The sequence below is a fragment of the Fodinibius sediminis genome (assembly GCF_900182555.1).
Lineage (GTDB): Bacteria > Bacteroidota > Rhodothermia > Balneolales > Balneolaceae > Fodinibius > Fodinibius sediminis.
In genome coordinates this window covers 103,355-121,750 of sequence record NZ_FXTH01000009.1, presented here as the reverse complement: position 1 = coordinate 121,750, position 18,396 = coordinate 103,355, and the positions used below count along the sequence as shown (strand labels likewise).

The following is an 18,396-nucleotide window of genomic DNA, read 5'->3' as shown; positions in this document are numbered from 1 at the left end:
AATATCAATCTTTGGCAGCTTTTCGAAGCACTTTATATTTTCAGCTTTGAATGGGAATGGCCACTGACGACTGCATCTGTAAATACGTGCATCTACTTCCAAATATACTAAGTACCATACGTATTATTCTGGCACCCATATTCTTAATTTTATACGTACAGGATGAAGTCGTCTGGCGTGCACTCAGCGTAGGTATCTTCGCTGTTGCTGTGGTAACCGATTTTTTTGACGGCTACCTGGCACGCCTGTATGAAGCCCAGACCCCCTACGGCGTTTTCCTTGACCCCCTGGCTGATAAATTTTTAACTTTTGCAGGTTTTATCTGTTTACCCTTTATTGATGCCACACAATTTCCGTGGTGGGCTATAGGAGTCATTGTATTACGGGATGTCACAATCACGAGCATGCGCATTGCTGCAGACTGGCGGAACATTACCATGAAAACACGGTGGACCGCTAAAATTAAAACTATGAGCCAGATGATTTTTCTTTATCTTGTGCTCCTTGTCGGTGTTTTCGTTTCAGCGGATGTCTGGCTCAGCCGTTATTGCTTGCAATTGCTGCAATCGGGCATTCTCGGATGGCTGATGATGCTTATCGTTGCTCTTACATTATATTCCGGAATTGAATACATTTACGTCAATAAAAATATTTTTACTACACAGTATGATGCAAAAAATTAAACCGATTTTAGGTAGTTTTTTTTACGCTGGTTTTTTACCCAATGCGCCCGGTACCTGGGGCAGTTTTTTTGCTCTTTTCCCGATTTATTTTATTGGTGTTTATGCTCCCTGGTACGGCATTGCCCTCTTTACTCTGCTCTGCTCCTTCATCACCGTCTGGGTATCGGAGGAGTGCGAACGAGTATGGGGCGGTGATCCCTCGCCCCTGGTCATGGATGAATTTGCAGGACAGGGCATGGCATTTATTGCCATCCCCTTTTTCGGGACTCCCTCCCATGATATTCTGCTTTTAGTAGCTGGATTCATTATATTTCGATTCTTTGACATTAAGAAACCCCTGGGCGTAGACGAGCTGCAAAAACTTCCAGGCGGACTCGGTATCCTGGTTGATGACCTGCTGGCCGGATTTTATGCCTTTTTATGCTTAAGCGTTATATTATTTATCATTTGATAGCAACTTAACAACATTACGAGTGATGACTGGCAGCTTCAATGCTGTACAGCCTGTAGATAAACCCTTTTTTATATGATTATCGATTCATCTTTTGCTGAAGAACTTGCGCTTGACCTGCTTAATATCAATGCCGTGATACTGCGACCCAACGATCCGTTTACATGGTCCTCCGGCTGGAATTCCCCTATCTACTGCGATAACCGCCTGACAATGCGGTATCCGGAAATCAGGAAAAAAATTGCCAAAAATTTTGTTGAGTTTATCAATAGCGAGTATGCTGATGTGGATGTAATTACGGGAACGGCCACAGCAGGTATTCCACACGCCGCATGGGTTGCGGAGAATATCAACAAACCCATGTCCTATGTTCGATCGAAGGCCAAATCATATGGTCTGGGCAACCAGATTGAAGGCGGCATCCAAAAGGGTGAGTCAACGATTATTATCGAAGATCTCATTTCAACCGGCGGTTCTGCCATTTCAGTGGTTGAAGCCCTTACATTTATTGGCGCAGATGTTTGGGCAGTGCTGAGCATCTTCACCTATGGTTTTGACAAGGCCCTGAAACGATTCGAGGATTCGGATATTCCCGTCCATACCCTGACGGACTATGCCACCCTGATCAAGGTGGCCAGTGAGAACGGCTTTGTAGACGAGGAAGATTTGCAGACCCTTGGTAAATGGAGAGAAAATCCTGAAAAGTGGCCTCACTGATCTTTTAGCTGGTTGATGGTTTCCCATATTTCCTCGCTGACCCTTATGCCGTTTTTCAGCTGCTCTTTTCGGGTTGCCAGGGTTCGCTCGCCGGGATAATAGGTGTGATCTCCCTTGTTCATGGGAGGCACATCGTGTACATAATCAATAATATTATCCAGCAGCTGATCTTTGAGGTTTCCATCCGAAAATTTGGCGGGGTCGATGCAAAGGAAGACCTGTGAAATGCCGGTCTCATATTCTTTGCTGCCTATTTCCCTGGTCGATTTCCCGTCAGACAGCAGGGCCGCCAGCATATCCAATACCATCGACAACGCCGATCCCTTCCAGTAGCCGATGGGCAGCCCACGCTCCCTGGCAAGAATTTTTTTCGGGTCGCGGGTCAGATTACCCTGTTCATCCCATCCGCCCGGAAAAGGAAGCTGTTCGTTATTGAGCTTGTAATTGTGAATTTTCCCGAATGAAAACTGTGACATGGACATATCCAGTACCACATGTCCCCTGCTCCGGGGGATGGCAATAATAAAGGGATTATTGCCTATACGACTTTCCTTTCCGCCCCACGGGGGCATATTGGGTGTTGTATTGGTAAAACAGATGGCAATCATCCCCTTGTTCACTGCTTTCCATCCGTAGGTTCCCCCGCGCATCCAGTGGTTGGTATTGCGAAGGGCCACTGCACCCAGGGTATGATCTTTTGCCAGTTCGAGGGCCCGTTCCATACAGTGGTGAGCGTTGGTTACTCCCGGCCCCATTCGGCCATCCCACCGTTCCATAGTCCCAAAAGAGGCCACTTTTTCAGGTTCTGCGGTAATATCAATCAGTCCTTTTTCGACATATTCAATGAAAAGGGGAAAACGGTTAAGTCCATGAGAGTACACCCCATCGCAGCTGGACTGTGTGTGAGTCTCAGCTATAATTTTGGTTTTTGCAGGAGAAAAATCATACTTCTCCAGTATCGTGACCAGCGTTTGTTTGATTTCCTCAAATGGTATTCTCAACATATGGCGTATGGTTTCGATTAAAAAACATATTATCGGCTCAAAGTTCCGTAAACAGCAGCAAAATTAAAAGATTTTATGGGACAACTTCCGCCCTTATATTATTTGCCTGTTAATTTTCTACATATTAAATAGATTCCCCGAACCTTTTATCCTATTGGAAGCTTCAGATGATGAGTAAACAACCAACCATTCAAATCAAACGCGCCTATGAGGATGTAGAAAAAGAAAAAGACGGCTGGCGGGTGCTTGTAGATCGGCTTTGGCCGAGGGGCGTTAGCAAACAGGAGCTTCAGCTCGATGCCTGGAATAAAGAGCTGGCCCCATCGGATAAACTGAGAAGATGGTTTGACCACGATCCGGAAAAATTTGAAGAGTTCAGCCGTCGGTATCGCGGAGAACTCCATGAGAAGCAGGAGGCGGTGCAGGAACTGCTTTCCACCATCCGGGAGCACTGCAAGGCAACCCTTGTTTTTGCAGCCAGGGATCGGGATCATAATAATGCTGTGGTGCTGAAGGACTATCTGGAGAGAAAATTATAGAGAGGACATTTCCCGACTGGCCAGCTTTCTTATTGCCTTTCATAAAGAGCGAATCTCTTCTTATATTTCATGCTCTTTCACAACCAGTAAGCAAAACTCTATTCTCTTGGATCAACGGAATTTTTATATCGAAACATACGGCTGTCAAATGAATGTCTCCGATACGGAGATCGTCAACTCCATACTGATGGAAGATGGCATGCAGCCGGTCAATGAACCGAATCAGGCAGAAGTCATATTCATCAACACCTGTTCAATTCGGGAAAATGCCGAAGAGCGAGTCTGGAACAGGCTCAAGGAGTTTAAAGCCCTTAAAAAGGAAAAAGAGGGCGACCTTACCGTGGGGGTTCTGGGATGTATGGCCGAACGCATCCGCGACAAGATCATGGAAAAAGAGAAACTGGTCGATCTCGTGGTGGGCCCCGACGCATACCGGGATTTACCCAAGCTGCTTGCCGATGTTGACGACGGGCGAAAAGCTGTCAATGTTCTGCTGTCGCTGGAAGAAACATACGCAGATGTGAAGCCAGTGCGTACCAATGACAACGGAGTCAGTGCCTTTGTGACCATCATGCGGGGCTGCGACAATATGTGTGCTTTCTGTGTGGTCCCCTTTACCCGTGGAAGAGAACGAAGCCGCCCGGCGGAGAGTATTCTCGATGAGTTGGAGCGGCTCAGTGATCAGGGATACAGGGAGGTTACCCTGCTGGGACAAAATGTAAATTCGTACAATGACGGGGAACACTCTTTTGCCGACCTGATGTATAAAGCGAGCCAGGTGGATCCTGAAATGCGTGTTCGATTTTCTTCTCCACACCCCAAGGATTTCCCTGAAGAACTTCTTAAGATCATCAGTGAGCAGCCCAATCTGTGCAATTACATCCATATTCCGGCGCAGTCCGGCAATGATGAGGTACTTGAGCGCATGAGGCGTCCTTACACACGGCAGCAGTACCTGGATCTCGTTGATAGGATGCGTGAAATCATTCCGGGTGTTACCTTGTCGACCGATATTATAACCGGCTTTTGCGGGGAAACAGAAGAGGAACACGAAGATACCCTCTCCCTGATGGCCAGGGTAAAATATGACCTGGCCTACATGTTCGCCTACTCAGAACGGGGGCGGACGCTGGCCCAGCGCAAGTATGAGGACGATGTACCTGAAAAGGTTAAAAAGCGTCGCCTTTCTGAGATCATTGAACAGCAGATGAATATCCAGGAGGAACTCAACAAAAAAGAGATCGGTCGCCGTCACCTGGTATTGGTGGAAGGCCCCAGTAAACGTTCCGATGAACAACTGTGCGGACGTACGGATACCAACAAAATGGTGGTATTCGACCGCGAGGACTATGCCAAGGGAGAATATGTAGAAGTTGTTATCACCGATTGTACATCGGCTACCCTGATGGGGGATCCCATCAAAAAAAGCAGTATTGCAGAGTTTGAAGCAGAAAAGATCACAGCCTGACTTTTGTATTGTTAGTGTCGGGAATAAAAGTCTGAAAGCCTGATGTAGTGGCAGGCTTTTGTGTACATCGGCCCGCTTCTTCCATGGCATTTAAGAACCGGGGTTGGTTCCTCAGCCAGCGAAACAATTGGCGAAATTGAAAGATTTATCCGACGGCCTGATCATGGATCCTCCGTGACATATGCCCTCATAGTACAGCATCTGGACAGGTGCTGTTCAGGGATACTTATGGACTCAAATCGCTCCCTGAACGGTAGAATATATTTATGTATCTAGAGCAGTAATTCTTACCTTTAGAGCATAGAGAAATTAGGCATTTAAGTTTTAAACAGGCGTATTCCATATGGATCGGGAAGCATTTCAGGAACGATTTGGGCTCATTGGTGAATCGGCTGCCTTAAAGCAGGTCATTGACAAAGTTATACAGGTGGCTGATACGGATATCACCATCCTGTTGCAGGGCGAAAGTGGGGTTGGTAAAGATATCACAGCGAAGGCCATTCACGAGATAAGTCATCGCAAGCATGAAAATATGGTGATTGTCAATTGTGGTGCCATCCCCGAGGGCATTATTGAAAGCGAGCTCTTTGGTCATGAGAAGGGGGCTTTTACCGGGGCCCATGAAGCACGGGAAGGCTATTTTGAGAAAGCTAACAGGGGCACCATTTTCCTGGATGAAATTGGGGATACGCCAGCGAATGTGCAGGTGAAGCTGTTGCGCGTTCTTGAATCCGGGGAATATTTCCGGGTGGGATCCAGCAAATTACGTACCACGGATGTCCGCGTTATTGCAGCCACCAACAAAGATCTCTGGCAGCTTGTGCAGGAAGAATCATTTCGTGAAGATCTCTACTATCGCCTCGATACGGTTAAAGTCAAGCTTCCTCCTCTCCGGGAACGCCCCGACGATATCATTCCCATCTTCAGGAAATTTGTCACCGAATTCTCTGCCAAATATGACTCTGTCTTCAAGGGCTTTTCCGATGAAGCCAAAGAACTGCTCATCTCCTACCGCTGGCCCGGCAACGTTCGGGAGCTGCGAAATGTGGCTGAACAGCTCGTTGTACTGGAGAAGTCTCAGTTTATTGATACAGAGAAGCTTCAAAAATACCTTAAGGGGCGCCAGCATACCGGTTCTGCCGATAACCTGCCCATGCTGGCAAGCCAGCACCAGGGACAATCGACCAACGGCGCTTTCGGTGATGGTGACCAGCAGCTGATCTACCGGGCCCTGGTGGAGCTGAGAAATGATATTGGCGAACTTAAGAAAATGCTTGGCACCTTCCTCTACTCAACTTTTTCTCAGAAGAATCTAAAGGCGCTTCCCCAGAATATTCAGGATGAAGTACAACACGGCACTATGACGGACCTGGATATTGATATGGATGAAGCCACAGAAGAAAATATTGGAGTGCAATCTTTTGCAGAAGCTGATATTTCCGAGGAAAAGGAACAGGCAGGTGAAGAGCTTATGCAGTTTTTCAATACAGGTTCGATACCCTCTATTGAAAAGACGGAACAGTTTCTTATCGAACAGGCCCTAAAAAAATACGAAGGCAATCGCCGCAAGGCCTCCGAAGCCCTTGGAATTAGTGAACGAACACTATATCGAAAGCTCGATCAATATGATCTTTAAGAACAAAACAGCCCTGGTGCTTGTAATGCTGGCAAGCCTGATGGCCACGGGGTGTTTCCGGTATAGTTTTACCGGTACCTCCATACCAGAAAATGTGAATTCCGTTTACATCCCCTTCTTTGCCGACCAGTCCTCCAGTGGAATAGGAAACTTAAGTGATCGACTCAATGATGCACTCGTTGAGCGGTTTATTAACCAGACCCGCTTGCAGCTGGCCAACTCGGAAGCTTCAGCAGATGCTGTTTTGGAAGGCTCAATAACCAGCTATAGAAACGGTCCATTCAGCGTTACCGGCGAAGACGAGACCAGTCTTAATGAGGTAACAATCGGTATAAGTGCTACTTTCAAGTATACCAGCGAGGAGCAGTCGGAATGGAGCAAATCGTTCAGTGGCTCTGCGACCTATGATATTAATGAAAACCCCATTGACGGGGAGACCAATGCGGCAGCTGAGGCGCTGGGCCGGGTGGCCGACAATATGTTTAACGACGCTGTAAGTGGGTGGTAAGGCCAGCATGCCGGGGTGTAAGATATATCGGTTTCCAGCGCTTTCCGGGAAATAATTAGTCATTTAATTATTTGACTGCTAACATCATCAATTTGTATAATTAACAAGCAGCTGGGTCGGGAACTTTTTAAATAGAATAGATGCTTCAATTACCGTTCAAAATATCCAAATCACTTTCTTCCTATGTTGAAATATTTGACCAGAATCCTGTCAAGGCAACTGAGCGGTTAAAAAAACAGCTGAACAAACGGGGGCCCGATGCTGTTGGATATTTCCTGCTGGCCTGGTTTTATCACTTGCAGGACATGCACGAAAAAGCTGTGAAGGAAGCGCTCAAAGCGCGTATTTATGCCCCGGGCAGCTCCTTTTTCCGTAAGCTGCATTATTATCTGAGTCATCCGGATGCCTTTGAAGCATGGACACCCGATCCCGGCCCCTCCATACGTAACACCTCCAAAACACTTGACCGGCCCGGGCCGGTACTTGATCTGGATTCGCTCATACAGAAACTTTCCGGTGTGGAAACCCACCGTATCAAAGCTGACAACTCCTCTTCCCGGGACGAACCGTCGAGGGAACGGACGGCGGCTGTCAGCGAGGTGGATGATATCGTATCAGAAACGTTGGCCAGGATTCATGAAAAACAGGGAAAGATAGATACAGCTATTCGTTCTTATCAACAGCTTAAAAGCATCAAAAAAAATAAGAGCGATTATTTTAATAAACAGATAGATCGACTGCGTCAACTAAAGGAAGGAAAGGAAGAAGAATAAATAGCCTACGCCTCAAGCTTTACGAAAGGATTTGACTCTTTTTCATGACCAATGGTCGTTTCCGGGCCATGTCCGGAATAAACCCTGGTTTCATCAGGAAGAACATATAGCTGTTCGCGTATAGATTCTTTCAGAAGATTCATATCGCCTTTATAGAGATCCGTGCGCCCCACGCCTTCTTTAAACAGGGCATCTCCGGCAATAAGGCTGCCACTTTTGGCGTGGTAGAGAGACAGATGATCAGGAGCATGTCCCGGTGTGTATCGTACGTCAAATTCAAAGGGACCGATGGCCCAGTCTTCAGTTATGGGCAGTGATCGGGGATTAAAATCAAATCCTTTGACCTGGAAACCAAACATGGCTGCCTGGGAAGAAAAGTTATCCCATAGATAGCGATCCTTGTCACTCAGGTAGACGGGGACTTCAAAATGGCTGAGAACATACGGTAGGCCCATCACGTGATCTACGTGGGCATGTGTCAGCAAAACGGCAAGCAAGGTCAGATCCTGCTCTTCAAGTACTGACCTAAGTTCATTGAATTCATTTTGACTGGAGAATCCCGGGTCAATGATGAGCGCCTGCCCTTTTTCAGCCAGCAGGTAGGTATTTTCAGCAAAAGGTCCAACCGTAAAACAGGTGATGTCCATAATCTGTGCAACCATTGAGATTTACTGCCTGCGGGCAGTGTAATCCATTTCAGTTAATAAAAAAAGGATGCATCTCAGTACGACATGCATCCTTGAATGACCTGGTTCGATCTGGTAAACTCAGTCAGTTCCGTAACGCTTCTTAAAGCGGTCAATACGGCCAGCTTTCTTCTGAAAGTTCATATTTCCGGTATAGAACGGATGATTCTTAGAGTCAACCTCACTGCGGTAAACTCCATCTTTCGGATTCATGGTGCTGCGGGTTTTAAATTCCGTACCATCGCTCATTACAACCGTAATTTCGTTGTATTCTGGGTGGATTCCTTTTTTCATGAGATCATTAAATTTCTTTATTGCCTATTTCCGTGGACAAAGATAAGGGTATATAAACCTATTTGCAATTTCAATTATTCTTTAAAGTCTCCAAGATCATCCAGATCATCCATGGAACCGAGCATACTTCCAAGCATATCGGAATAGGAACGACGGTTATCCATATCTTCTTTGCCCAGCATGGAGTGCTGGTGCAATGCCTCAACAACAAAATCCATCAATACATAGGTTTCTTCTTCATGTTGAGACGGCGCCCTGCTCTCGTTCTCCACCAGCTGCTTTAAGCCTGTAATTTCTGAGAGTGCTTCTCTGTAGGCCTTACTCGACATTTGGTCGCTGATTTCAAGGGCGTGGCCGTCAGCAAACCAGTCCAGAACCGGCTGGTAAATACTCCTGTCATCCTGCCGTTTTTGGAGCTCGGGGTCGGGAAAATAGTTGGCAAATATATGTTTAACTGCTTTGCCGATGATATGTTTTGCCACATTCAATGCTCCCTCCTGCTCACCTTCATAGACGAGCTCCAGCTTGCCGGTGAGAGCGGGAACGGTATGAAACAGATCGGTAATGCGGGCGGTTGTTTCCTTCTCGTTATTAAGAAGCGCCCTTCGTTCGGCAGATGAAATAAGCTGCTCCATTGCTGTGATTGTCATGCGTGTAGAAACCCCGCTTTTCTGGTCGATATACTCTGATTCCCGCGCCTCAAAGGCGATCTGTTCCAGCAGCTCCTTCATAATCGCTGGCACCCTGACTTCCGGCAATCCGTCTCGGCTGGTCCAGGCCTCTTGTTGCGTAATTTCCATACCAATAGTTATGTCCCGCGGATAATGCGTCAGTATTTGCGCATCAATACGGTCTTTAAGCGGCGTAATGATGTTGCCACGGTTGGTATAGTCTTCCGGGTTGGCTGAAAATACCATAAGAACATCAAGCGGAATTCGGACATTAAATCCCCGGATCTGGATATCACGCTCCTGCATTATATTTAACAGTGCCACCTGGATCCGTGGCTGGAGATCAGGCAGTTCATTGATGGCAAAAATACCATGATTGGTCCGTGGCACCAGCCCAAAATTGATTACGTTTTCATCAGCCAGCGTAAGTTTCCGAGCAGCGGCCTTGATGGGATCGATGTCACCGATCAGGTCGGCAACGGTGGTATCGGGAGTTGCTAACTTCTCGCCGTAACGCCGGCTGCGATGTATCCATTCAACCGGTGTTTCATCTCCCTTTCCGGCGATGAGCTCCCGGGCCTGTTTGGAAATAGGATTCAGCGGATTGTCATTAATTTCAGACCCCTTCACAACCGGCCGGTACTCATCCAGAAAGTCAGGCAGCTGACGAAGGATCTTTGTCTTGGCCTGTCCCCGCAATCCCAGCAAAATAAAATCGTGCCGGGACAGTAGCGCATGCTGCAACTCGGGAATGACGGACTGGTCGTACCCTTTGATCCCGGGGAAGAGTGTCTCACCTGACCGAATTCTGGCAATTAGATTACGCCGAATTTCCTCTTTTACAGAAACAGATTGCCATTCGGTTTCCTTAAGCTGTCCCAATGTTTCAACATTTTGGCGCCATTGATCGATATTGCTTTCTGTCATCTATCTCCAGTATTCCTTAATGCAATTGCGAGTGACCTCCACCGTCGTGTTGGGAGGATATACCTACCCCTATAACCAGACTTGCCGGTTTATCATTTCATTGAATGAGGATATAATACCCAAAAATGAGAGTCAAAAAAAAACATCGGGAGACGCAGGATGTGTAAAAAATGCTTCCTCTTCTTCCATATGGAAAACCAACCTACAATTTAATCTGGCTTCCGCCCTTGTCGGAAGACATCATAATAGCACGTACAATCCTGATGTCTCTCAGCCCTTCTGAACCGGGTACAACAGGCGGACGGCCCTCTTTAATGGCCAGGGCTTCGTTATCCATTTGACGGGCCTGCTGGTGGTTTGGATCGGGAGGTAGTTTCGTTCCGTCACTGGTTTCTCCCTGTACCCCGCTGTAGGACTGGAAGGGACGCAAATTATACCAGCCATCGGTGCATTCCACATCCAGGTAGTTCATTGATTTTCCAAAACTGGTCTCTCCCTTGGCAATAACGCCGCCTGGAAATTCCAGTTCAAAGACCGTGGTTTCGTCAACTTCACTGTACATCTCGGATCGTTCTGAGCGCTGAATACCACTGGCGGCCACCGGCTCCATGCTAGTCGCATAACGTGCGGCATTGATCGGATAGACGCCCATATCGTACAAGGCACCTCCTCCCAGCTCCGCATCGCGTCTCCAGTTTCCCTCCGGATGGCTTCCATTATACCCCGCTCCCGTCTGTACGCCGGTCACGGAACCATAAGTCTCTTCCTTTCCATAGCGTATGATGGTTCGGGTATTGGGCTCATGCTGCATGCGGTAGCCAATGGCAAGCTGGACATCATTTTTATTGACAGCATCTATAATGGACTGGCATTCATCGACATTCATGGCCATTGGTTTTTCACACCATACGTGTTTTCCCGCCTCAGCGGCATTAATGGCATACTTGGCATGAAGCCCGGTTGGTACCACGATATAGACCACATCAATGTCGTCGTTGCTGGCCAGCTCGTGCATGGTCTGATAATTATATACATTGCCGTCCGGTATACCATAGCGTTCCTGCCAAACCGGAATTTTGGACGGAGATCCGGTAACAATGCCCCGCAGTTCACAGTGCTCCGTCTGTTGTAATCCGGGTGCTAACCGCGAGGTACTGTAATTACCCAGGCCAACCAGTGCCACACCCAGTTTTTCTTTCTTCCTGGGCAGTATGATGGATGGAAAGCCCAGCGAGGCCACTGCCAATGCCGAGCCCGTTGTTTTTAAAAAATTCTTTCGGGAAATCTTATCACTCATGGCTCCTCCTCCGTTAGGTTAAACAGTATCATGTTACATGATATACAGAGGTTTCCGGTAATTCAAAGAATTATTGCTGAATGATAAAAAATATCGCATGCCGGACAGGGTCCTGCCCGAACGGCTTCAGGATGATTCCGTTTATCCCCTGTCTCCTATTACTGCTGCTCAGACCTGCTGAGAACATTACGCAGTGCCTGTGCCTTTATCATCGTTTCTTTCCACTCCTTCCGGGGGTTCGAGTCGCCGGTAATAGCTCCGCCTACCGAATAAAAAAGATTCTGTTCCTTGATAATGGCTGTCCTGATAACCACATTGAAATCAAAATCCCCCCAGGGTTTAATATATCCAATGGCCCCTGAATAAATACCACGACGATACTTTTCCAGTGTATCAATGGCTTTCATGACCCTTATTTTTGGAGCCCCGGTCATCGATCCCATGGGAAAACAGGATTTAAGGATCCGGACTGGATCTGACTCCCGGGTACGGGCTTCAACGGTGGAGACCATCTGGTGAACGGTACTGAATGTCTCTATATCAAATAACCTGGGAACACTTACCGATCCTTTCTGGGCCACCCGGTTTAAGTCATTGCGGACCAGATCTACGATCATCAAATTCTCGGCCCGTTCTTTTGCCGAATGGCTGAGGGCCGCTTTGAGGGCCTGATCTTCCTGTTCACTCCTGCCCCGCTGGGCCGTTCCCTTGATAGGCTGAGTAAAAATAAGATTTCCTTCCTTTCGCAAAAACCGTTCCGGTGATTGAGAGCATACAGCAAAATCAGGGGTCTGCAGATACGCTCCAAACGGTACGGGACCATTTTTTTTCATCTTCTGATACAGTGCAAAGGGAGAACCGGTGAATTCCCCCCTGAGTTGGTGCGAAAGATTAATCTCATAAAACTCCCCTTCAAAGATGGCCTTCTGGGCTTTTTTAATACGAGAAAGATAGTCAGACATCGATTGCCGGGGACGGAATACTCGGACGTCAAATTCATCGCTGCTGAACGTTGCTCCCTCTGAGATTCCTTCAGGAGGCCAGCTTCCATGAATCAGGGTGCTCTGCGATGCGCCTCGATCCTGTTCCACAATAAAATCAGGTACCATGAAATAGAGATCGGGGGCGCCAACAGGATCCGGGTTCTTTGATTGAAGACATTCGATTTGATTTTTCAGGTCGTATCCCAGATAACCAAACAACCAGCCACCATACTGCTTTCTGAATACTTTCAGTGCTTCCCACGGATTGGCCTGGAAGGCTTGCGTGCCTTCCCGGCTAATGATCCGGATCTTCGTTCCAAATGCAGTGATTTCGGCACGGGGCCGGGCGGCTATGTAAGATTTTTTCGACCATGGATGGTCACTGGACTGGGATTCCAGCAGGATCACAGGTCCTTTTCGGGCGAATGCTTCTGTTATTGCAGCCAGATCCATCTTCATGATGTATGCGGAAGGACTTTGGAATGCTCAATTCGAAAAGCGGTATACAGCTGCTGCAATTCACTTACAACAGGGTGATCCGTTTCAAAAACATGGCCATCGACTTTACTGACGGCCATGATTTCCCGTACTGAATTGCATAATACGACAGCTTCTGCCTTGTACAATGATTCTACCGAGTAGATACCCTCCCGCATTTCAAGTTCAGAGTTCCGATTGACAATATCCAGCATAATGTTACGAGTTATGCCCGGAAGAAGATCGCACTGCAGGGAGGGCGTAAAGATGCTCGTGCCCTTGATCCAGCATATGTTGGCGATGGTGGTTTCCGAAACTGCCCCGTCCACAGTTTGCATAAGGGCATCATCTGCCCCTTTATCAGCGGCTTCCCTGGCCGCCAGTATGTAGTTGATGCCATTGGTGAACTTGCCTTCGGAAGGCAGGCACCCGGAAGGAATGCGTCTGGTCGATACGGTTGCCAGTACAGGATAATATTGCCGGTAATCAGGACAGACGGAAGCTACAGCCGCGTAGCGTGAATGACCATCCACGGCATGATAGCCTCGTCCCCCCTTGCGCCAGAACTGCAACCGTATGATGGCATCGCGTGACAGAAGATCATTTTTCCGGAGTAGCTGATAAAGCTTACCTTCAAGAGTTTTTTTTCTTGTGCGGTCCAGTTGATCCATACCCAGTGCATGAAGTCCCCTGTTAAGACGGTCCAGATGGTTCTCAAGAAGCAACGTGCTTCCCCTGTATACACGAATGGTCTCAAAAGCCCCATCGCCGTACATAAGTCCCCTTGAGTCGGCGGGTATTACCGGGCTGCTGGCCGGTTTCAGCATACCATCAAATAAGATCCAGCTCTCATCAGGGGTTTCCATTGATTATATTACTTATACTGTCAACTTTTACATCGTCAAGAATTCCCAGGGAGACATACCGAAGCCGCCCCGCGGGTGTATATAAAAGATAGGCGGGCACCCCGGGTATTCCAAAGGATGAAAACTGTTTGGAGCCGGCCACGTGGTAAAAAGGGAACTCATGCTTATTGATGTAAGACAGAGCTTCTTGCTTTCGAAGTCCCACTGCTGCAGCTATTACAGAAAGAGCTTTTCCCTGCTTGCCCTTGAGAGTCGCTAATTTTTGATGGGCACTGATAGAGGCATCCGACCAGTTGGACCAAAAGTGAATCAATACATGATGCCCTTTAAAATCTGCTATCCTGAGACTGTCCTGCCGCTGGACCATCGGCCAGGAGACAGTTTGAAGAGAATCCTGCTGCATGATACGTTCTTTGAACGCTTTCCGCTTGTCCTGCTGGCTGCTTACGGTGTAGTAGGCAATTAAAAGCGCAGCAATAATCGCGACCACGCCCAGAAAGCTGTTAAAATATTTGGGATCTATTTTCATTGGGTTCAGTCTCCTCGCACAGGGATTAAAATGGCTCCGGCAACGGGCGGAAGATTGAGTTCAACATGATCATCCCCGACAGCATGGCGGGTATCTGTAAGAGGATTATCCATATAGCGTAATTCCGGAAATGAAACGTCAGACAAGGGAATGCGAATATTCTGTGACATCTCTGATCGATTCAGCACAGTCACTGCGAACTGTTCATGACTCAGAAACCTGGCAAAAGCAAAAAAATCATTTTCTCCGTCCATGGCCAGCAATTCGAAGCTGCCGGTCTGAAGTGCTAAATGTTCATTCCTTATTTTCGCCAGTCTTTGATACCAGTCAAAGAGCTTCGGGTCAAAATTATTATCATCCCGCGGGCGGTTTTTACCCATCGGGTGAGTCGTTTCCGGCTCATACTCGAATTCCTTCCATACCATGGGCTTGCGATCATCAGGGTCTCCCGCGCCCCACATGCCGGCTTCGGTACCATAGTAAATCATCGGAGCGCCCGGGTAGGTGTATTGAAACAAAGCAATCAATTTTTGAAGACGGCGTTCTTCCGCATTGGGTTTCCGAACATCAAAGCCCTCCCCCGGCCTTCCCTCTTCATTGTATTCTCGTCCGGGGTTAACAATCATGGAGGCCAGACGAGGCGTATCATGACTGTCCATTAGGTTTTGCATGACAAACGATGCTTCCTCGGGCAAACTTCTTCGTAGCTCCTTCAGTCTTTTCAGGAATGCATCAACCGGTATGGCACGATCAATCATATATTTCTGAACCGCTTTGGCAAAGGGATAATTCATGGCGGCATTAAAAAGGTCCCCGTTCACCCATTCCCCGGATTTGTCCGTCCATATCTCTCCCACCGTGAAGGCCTCCGTATTGATTGTCCGCACCAATGACGTCCATTCTTTCCAAAAATCCACACCTACTTCTTCCGGCACATCCAGACGCCATCCGTCAACTCCGTCGGATGGATCCCCATCATTATCGGGATCCATCCAGCGTCGCGTAATGGCATAAATATGCTCCCGGACAGGCCGAACGAGCGTACCATTTTCTTCTCTCCATTCCGGCAGGGATTTGTGCCCCCACCAACCGGCATAATCAAATTCCGAATCACTGTCATCAGTATTCTTGAAGGACCGGACGGCATACCAATCGCTAAAAGGAGAGCCCTGCTGTTTTGCAGCCAGGTCTCTAAACGCCCAAAAATCGGTTCCCGTGTGATTAAAGACCCCATCGATTATAATCTTCATCCCCCGTTGATGCACTTCGTCAATGAGCTTGAGGAAAAGCCTGTCAGCAGTAGTCCACTGCCATGTTTCGGGATTCATCGGGTCCTCCTGTTCCATGATACGTGCGTCGCCTTCGGGGTCCGGACCAAAAAAACGATCCACATGATGATAACAGCTCGCATCATATTTATGCAGGGAAACAGCATCAAATATGGGGTTAAGGTAGAGGGCCCCGATGCCCAGACTTTGCAGGTAATCAAGTTTATCAATAATACCCTGCAGGTCGCCCCCGTAGCGACGCCGGTACACGCTGTCTAAAAAGTTAGGGCCCATGGAACGCTCCCAATGAGCCCGGCTGTACCAATCGGAAGTCCATGGCATGATTTCCCATCCCCGGGGACCGTGGACTCGTTCAGCAACCGGATCATTGGAGGGATCCCCGTTCCGGAATCGCTCGGGGAAGATCTGGTACCAGATTACGTGTTTTGCCCACGACGGGGTATGGTACTGAGGTCCGCTGTGGGGTGTCACTGTGCCCGGCTGCCTGATATGTTGTACCGTATCCATTTGTTATATTGAAATAATATTGGCAACCCGCATCAGTTCCTTGTCCATTTCGGGATTGCGTTTTGTAGCCTGCTCCAGATCAGTAAATTCCACCTTGCGGTTGCGTACCCCCACCATAACACCTCTTTTACCATCTTTGAGCGCCTCCACAGCAGCTACTCCCAGCCTGCTTGCCAGAACACGGTCGGTACAGCTGGGACGTCCTCCCCGCTGCACATGACCCAGAATGGTCACTTTGGTTTCATAGCGGTCGCCAAATCGTTCTTTGACCTGTTCTTCCAGGTCGTACACATTGCCGTTTTTGTCACCTTCTGCTACCACAACCAGTCGAGAGCTTTTCCGCCGTTTTGAGGTTCGTTCAAGCGATTCAAACAGCTGCTCGATGCCGCGATCCTTTTCAGGGATGAGAATTTCCTCAGCCCCTGCCCCTATTCCTGAATACATGGCAATAAAGCCGGCATCCCGGCCCATAACCTCCACAAAAAAGAGTCTATTATGAGACGTAGCGGTATCGCGAATCTTATCCACCGCTTCCACTACCGTATTGACGGCCGTATCGAAACCGACCGTGAAGTCCGTGCCGTAAATATCATTATCAATGGTTCCCGGAATACCAACGATAGGGAAATCAAACTTCTTCCCAAACTCCATGGCTCCCTTAAAGGTTCCGTCGCCCCCGATAACGACCATGGCGTCCAGGTTATGTTTCTGGACATTCTTCCAGGCTTTCTGCATGCCCTTATCCGTTTTGAACTCCATACTCCGGGCTGACTTCAGGATGGTGCCTCCCTGATGGATGATATGCTTGACAGAACCGGCATCCATCTTGTGTATTTCATTATTTATAAAGCCATCATAGCCATGTCGAATACCCAGGGGAGTCATTTTGTAGTAAACTGAAGCCCGGACTACGGCTCGTATGCCGGCATTCATTCCCGGGGCATCGCCCCCCGAGGTTAACACTCCAATCCGTTTTATCTGTTGTTGCTTAGCTGACATAAATTCGTCTAAAATAGTTTGTTTATACTTTATTGTTCAATACCATTGGTCGTGGAACGCAAAATGAGTTCAGGTGTATAATTTTCCTGAACCAGTTCTGATGGCCTTTCGCTAAGGCTATCAAGCAAGAGCCGGGCTCCTTCGCGTCCCATTTTGTACATGGGCTGTCGCATTGTTGAAAGTCCGATATATTCTGAAAGCTGTATATCATCATAGCCGATGATGGGAATCCGTATTCCTTGTTCCTTCATAGCTGAAAGTGCGCCAATAGCCTGAATATCCGAAACACAGACAACCGCTTCTGGTGGACTGTCCAGTGCCAGTAACTGATGCATCGCCTCGTAGCCATTGCGTTCATTGAAGCCGTCCCGATAAGCCGTACTGCCCCTTACAACCAGCGAGTCATCAGGTGTCAGCCCGTATTCCCGCTGTATTTCCAAAAACCCTTTGCAGCGTTTACCGGCGGGAATGGAACGCTTTGCAGCTGTAATCATACCGATATGTTCAAAACCACGGTCCAGGAAAAATTTTGTGGCCTTGCGTGCTCCTTTCTTATTGTTGATTTGGAAATAGTCGCAGCCGCTGTATGCATCATCGATCAGAACCATTCGCTGATTCAGACGGGCGACTTCAGCCCAGTCATCCTCATCAAGATGAACAGAAACAAACAGATAGCCATCTGCCCATCGGCGACCCAATAGCCTTTTAAGCTGTTTAAGAGGATTTTCTTCAGGCTTTACATTATAAATATGCAACTCGAAATCTGTCTCCGATATAACACCCTGAATGCCATTCAGCACCTGCAGAAAAAAATAGTTCGAGAGCAGTGGTACTACGGCTATGATAACGTTAGACTGCCTGCTTGCAAGTCCCCTGGCATAGCCCTGCGGCTGATACCCCACTTTGTTGGCAATGTGAAGAACCTTCTTTCGTGTAGCAGCCGAGACCTTGGAACTTTCATTGAATACCCTGGAGACGGTTGCAATACTGACCCCTGCCTTGCGGGCTATGTCGTAGATAGTATGAGACAACTGGTATTCGATCTAATTGTAAATGCATGAGATAATAATGAAAGCGCTTACAGATATCAAC

At 47.9% G+C, this 18,396-nt stretch carries 19 protein-coding genes; 8 read left to right on the top strand and 11 right to left on the bottom strand.

Features of this window, described 5'->3' with window-relative positions:
• Nucleotides 1–56: 56 nt before the first annotated feature.
• From FN808_RS11290 to pyrE, 3 genes are all read left to right on the top strand, one after another.
• Nucleotides 57–683, top strand: a complete 627-nt coding sequence (locus tag FN808_RS11290) for a CDP-alcohol phosphatidyltransferase family protein (RefSeq protein ID WP_142714703.1) — start codon at nucleotides 57–59, stop codon at nucleotides 681–683.
• On the top strand, nucleotides 670–1,134 hold the full coding sequence (locus FN808_RS11285; RefSeq protein ID WP_142714702.1) for a phosphatidylglycerophosphatase A family protein: 465 nt from the start codon (nucleotides 670–672) through the stop codon (nucleotides 1,132–1,134). The genes FN808_RS11290 and FN808_RS11285 overlap by 14 nt, the downstream gene beginning before the upstream one ends.
• Nucleotides 1,135–1,209: 75 nt before the next feature.
• Nucleotides 1,210–1,851, top strand: coding sequence for an orotate phosphoribosyltransferase (gene pyrE, locus FN808_RS11280; protein WP_142714701.1), 642 nt, complete (start codon nucleotides 1,210–1,212; stop codon nucleotides 1,849–1,851).
• On the opposite strand, the gene yiaK is transcribed toward pyrE, so the two are convergent.
• Complete coding sequence (gene yiaK / locus FN808_RS11275; RefSeq protein ID WP_221930016.1) at nucleotides 1,845–2,855, bottom strand: 3-dehydro-L-gulonate 2-dehydrogenase; 1,011 nt, start codon at nucleotides 2,853–2,855, stop codon at nucleotides 1,845–1,847. The two genes, pyrE and yiaK, sit on opposite strands and share 7 nt — an antisense overlap.
• 167 nt (nucleotides 2,856–3,022) lie before the next feature.
• On the opposite strand from yiaK, the gene FN808_RS11270 reads away from it, so the two are divergent.
• The 5 genes from FN808_RS11270 to FN808_RS11250 all read left to right on the top strand — a co-directional run bounded on the left by FN808_RS11270 (nucleotide 3,023) and on the right by FN808_RS11250 (nucleotide 7,779).
• Nucleotides 3,023–3,394, top strand: coding sequence for a DUF488 domain-containing protein (locus tag FN808_RS11270; protein ID WP_246068343.1), 372 nt, complete (start codon nucleotides 3,023–3,025; stop codon nucleotides 3,392–3,394).
• Nucleotides 3,395–3,500: 106 nt separating this feature from the next.
• Entirely contained in the window at nucleotides 3,501–4,862 is a 1,362-nt protein-coding gene (gene miaB, locus FN808_RS11265; RefSeq protein ID WP_246068342.1) for a tRNA (N6-isopentenyl adenosine(37)-C2)-methylthiotransferase MiaB, read from the top strand.
• Between the two features lie 343 nt (nucleotides 4,863–5,205).
• Nucleotides 5,206–6,498, top strand: coding sequence for a sigma-54 interaction domain-containing protein (locus FN808_RS11260; protein ID WP_142714699.1), 1,293 nt, complete (start codon nucleotides 5,206–5,208; stop codon nucleotides 6,496–6,498).
• Nucleotides 6,488–7,006 (top strand): LPS assembly lipoprotein LptE, encoded by a 519-nt coding sequence (lptE, locus tag FN808_RS11255; RefSeq protein ID WP_142714698.1) that lies wholly within the window; start codon nucleotides 6,488–6,490, stop codon nucleotides 7,004–7,006. The genes FN808_RS11260 and lptE overlap by 11 nt, the downstream gene beginning before the upstream one ends.
• Before the next feature lie 140 nt (nucleotides 7,007–7,146).
• Nucleotides 7,147–7,779 (top strand): hypothetical protein, encoded by a 633-nt coding sequence (locus tag FN808_RS11250; protein WP_142714697.1) that lies wholly within the window; start codon nucleotides 7,147–7,149, stop codon nucleotides 7,777–7,779.
• Nucleotides 7,780–7,784: 5 nt separating this feature from the next.
• Here FN808_RS11250 and FN808_RS11245 read toward each other — a convergent pair whose 3' ends face one another.
• From FN808_RS11245 to FN808_RS11200, 10 genes are all read right to left on the bottom strand, one after another.
• Entirely contained in the window at nucleotides 7,785–8,426 is a 642-nt protein-coding gene (locus FN808_RS11245; RefSeq protein ID WP_142714696.1) for an MBL fold metallo-hydrolase, read from the bottom strand.
• A gap of 120 nt (nucleotides 8,427–8,546) precedes the next feature.
• A complete protein-coding gene (rpmE, locus tag FN808_RS11240) occupies nucleotides 8,547–8,759 on the bottom strand; it encodes a 50S ribosomal protein L31 (protein ID WP_142714695.1) in 213 nt (70 codons plus the stop codon).
• Between the two features lie 74 nt (nucleotides 8,760–8,833).
• A complete protein-coding gene (locus FN808_RS11235) occupies nucleotides 8,834–10,357 on the bottom strand; it encodes a sigma 54-interacting transcriptional regulator (RefSeq protein ID WP_142714694.1) in 1,524 nt (507 codons plus the stop codon).
• A gap of 202 nt (nucleotides 10,358–10,559) precedes the next feature.
• Entirely contained in the window at nucleotides 10,560–11,654 is a 1,095-nt protein-coding gene (locus FN808_RS11230) for a Gfo/Idh/MocA family protein (RefSeq protein ID WP_142714693.1), read from the bottom strand.
• Nucleotides 11,655–11,812: 158 nt separating this feature from the next.
• Nucleotides 11,813–13,096 carry an aminodeoxychorismate synthase component I gene (gene pabB / locus FN808_RS11225; protein WP_142714692.1) on the bottom strand — a complete coding sequence of 428 codons (1,284 nt, stop codon included), beginning with the start codon at nucleotides 13,094–13,096 and terminating at the stop codon, nucleotides 11,813–11,815.
• Nucleotides 13,093–13,980, bottom strand: a complete 888-nt coding sequence (locus FN808_RS11220) for an aminotransferase class IV (RefSeq protein WP_142714691.1) — start codon at nucleotides 13,978–13,980, stop codon at nucleotides 13,093–13,095. Before FN808_RS11220 ends, pabB begins: the two co-directional genes overlap by 4 nt.
• Nucleotides 13,967–14,509: a TlpA family protein disulfide reductase gene (locus tag FN808_RS11215; RefSeq protein WP_142714690.1), complete on the bottom strand. Its 543-nt coding sequence runs from the start codon at nucleotides 14,507–14,509 to the stop codon at nucleotides 13,967–13,969. Before FN808_RS11215 ends, FN808_RS11220 begins: the two co-directional genes overlap by 14 nt.
• Before the next feature lie 5 nt (nucleotides 14,510–14,514).
• Nucleotides 14,515–16,305: a glycoside hydrolase family 13 protein gene (locus FN808_RS11210; protein ID WP_142714689.1), complete on the bottom strand. Its 1,791-nt coding sequence runs from the start codon at nucleotides 16,303–16,305 to the stop codon at nucleotides 14,515–14,517.
• A gap of 3 nt (nucleotides 16,306–16,308) precedes the next feature.
• Nucleotides 16,309–17,304, bottom strand: a complete 996-nt coding sequence (gene pfkA / locus FN808_RS11205) for a 6-phosphofructokinase (RefSeq protein ID WP_142714688.1) — start codon at nucleotides 17,302–17,304, stop codon at nucleotides 16,309–16,311.
• 29 nt (nucleotides 17,305–17,333) lie between these two features.
• Nucleotides 17,334–18,335 carry a LacI family DNA-binding transcriptional regulator gene (locus FN808_RS11200; protein WP_142714687.1) on the bottom strand — a complete coding sequence of 334 codons (1,002 nt, stop codon included), beginning with the start codon at nucleotides 18,333–18,335 and terminating at the stop codon, nucleotides 17,334–17,336.
• Between the last annotated feature and the right edge of the window lie 61 nt (nucleotides 18,336–18,396).